2 protein-coding genes and 1 pseudogene are annotated in these 1,897 nt (G+C 37.7%); all 3 read left to right on the forward strand.

The window, feature by feature from the left end:
- Window positions 1–277: 277 nt before the first annotated feature.
- On the forward strand, window positions 278–973 hold the full coding sequence (gene lolA, locus FTU17_RS17265) for an outer membrane lipoprotein chaperone LolA (protein ID WP_180011509.1): 696 nt from the start codon (window positions 278–280) through the stop codon (window positions 971–973).
- A gap of 161 nt (window positions 974–1,134) precedes the next feature.
- Window positions 1,135–1,794, forward strand: a complete 660-nt coding sequence (locus FTU17_RS17270; protein ID WP_257227420.1) for a DUF3298 domain-containing protein — start codon at window positions 1,135–1,137, stop codon at window positions 1,792–1,794.
- 18 nt (window positions 1,795–1,812) lie between these two features.
- A pseudogene (locus FTU17_RS17275) lies at window positions 1,813–1,897 on the forward strand (IS1595 family transposase); the annotation flags it as partial.

Genomic DNA, 1,897 nt, shown 5'->3' on the forward strand with positions numbered 1-1,897 from the left:
CATGAGAAAGCCCATATAAATGGGTAGAGTACAAGTTGCTGTAGAAGCATTTTTAATTCGTCTGATCACAGATACTTTATAAAGTATTTTAATACTTTTTTGAATCCGTCAATGCGTAAGTCCTATTTTATATTTCTCCATCATGATGAATAAAAAACAGCAATTTGCATTAATAACCATACAAAACTTCTTATTTTCTCTAAATTTAGTCAATGAAAGTGGTTTAAGATGGAGCCATCTAACAAATTGCGTTGATGCAAATATAAAAGGTGAATCTATGAAAATGCTTCGTAAAACCATCTGTGCTATGGCATTAGGTGCAGCGACACTGGCACCGGTTATGAGTACGACAGTATTCGCGGCACCAGTTGCAGCGTCGGAGCAGCAGGCAACTGCCAATTTGGTGAAACAATTATCGGGTATTAAAAGTTTTACTGCTAACTTTCAGCAAACTACAAAAGTGACCAACCCGAAAGCTACTCAAAAGAAAGGTTTAAGTGCGCAGCATATGAACCAAACTTTTACTGGGGTCATGAAAGTTCAGCGTCCGGGTAAATTCTATTGGGAAACAACCAGCCCATCTAAGCAAACCATTGCGACTACAGGTAAAACAGTTTGGATCTATGACCCAGACCTACAACAAGCAGTACGCCAAAGCTTAGATGACCAAGTTGCGAATACGCCTGCATTATTATTGTCGGGTAATACGGCTCAAATCATGAAGTCTTATCGTATTACACAGCCAAATAAGACAAAAACTTATTACACCTTATATCCAAAAAGTGATGATGGCGTATTTCAAAGCTTAACCATTAGTTTTGGTGCGAAAAATGCACCAACCTTAATGATTCTCCAAGACTCATTAGGTCAAACAACAAATGTACGTTTCAATAATGTGAAGGTGAATGCGTCTATTCCAGCGTCAACCTTTAACTTTGTACCTCCAAAAGGTACGGACATTATTGATCAATAATTCTCATGAACGAAAAAAAGCAGACATCGGTCTGCTTTTTTTATGGAGAAATGTAAAGCAAGCAAGCTGAATTTAAGTGAAATTTAGTAGTATGCTGATATTCGCAGGTTGCTTAAATGAAGTGACTTGTGGTTTTAACTGTTGCTATAGGGAATTTTGGGATGAAAAAAAATCATATGAATAATATAGCTTGGGCTGTTTCAGCTGTGGTTTTAATTGGGTCATTAACGGCCTGTCATCCTCGAAATGAACCTGTTGAAGGTGCAACGACGGAACAGAAGCCAGCGGTCGTCGCTGATGCGATTCCACTTATTCAATCGAAATCTGTTGCGATGCAATTGCCGAAAGCACAAGCTTGCGATGCGGAAGGTTGTACCCAATATACGATTCAAACGGTTGAAACCAATGTTGATTGGATTAATCAATATTTTACTGACCGAATTAAAAAGGCAGATCCGATTGCATTTTCAACTGAGCCGAATCAAAAAATTGATTTATCGGACAAGACGGATGCAGGCCTAAGTCAAAGTACCACTTCTGTTCGATACATTAGTCAGTGGGGGTATATTGCAACTTTTGCGATCGAAAGCTATACCTATGCAGCGCATGCTGCTCACGGCATGTCTCATGTCGAATATGTCAATTTTGATTTAAAAGCCAAAAAACGTTTGGCTTTACAAGATGTCTTAGTCAAAGGTGCAGATGCGAAAGTGATTAGCGCATTATTTGATGCCAACTATATGTGGTTAGATAGTCACGATATTGAACGTTCAAAACTACAATTAAGCGATAATTTTTATGGCTCTAGACTAGCAGAATAGATATGTTAGTCTAGAATCATGATAGAAAACAGTAAATTAAGTCACTATAAGATTAAAAAAATTATTCAGTGCTTTTGCATTGATATTCCTGCTTCTAAAACAG

This window comes from Acinetobacter sp. YH12070 (assembly GCF_013419625.1).
Classification (GTDB): Bacteria; Pseudomonadota; Gammaproteobacteria; order Pseudomonadales; family Moraxellaceae; genus Acinetobacter; species Acinetobacter amyesii.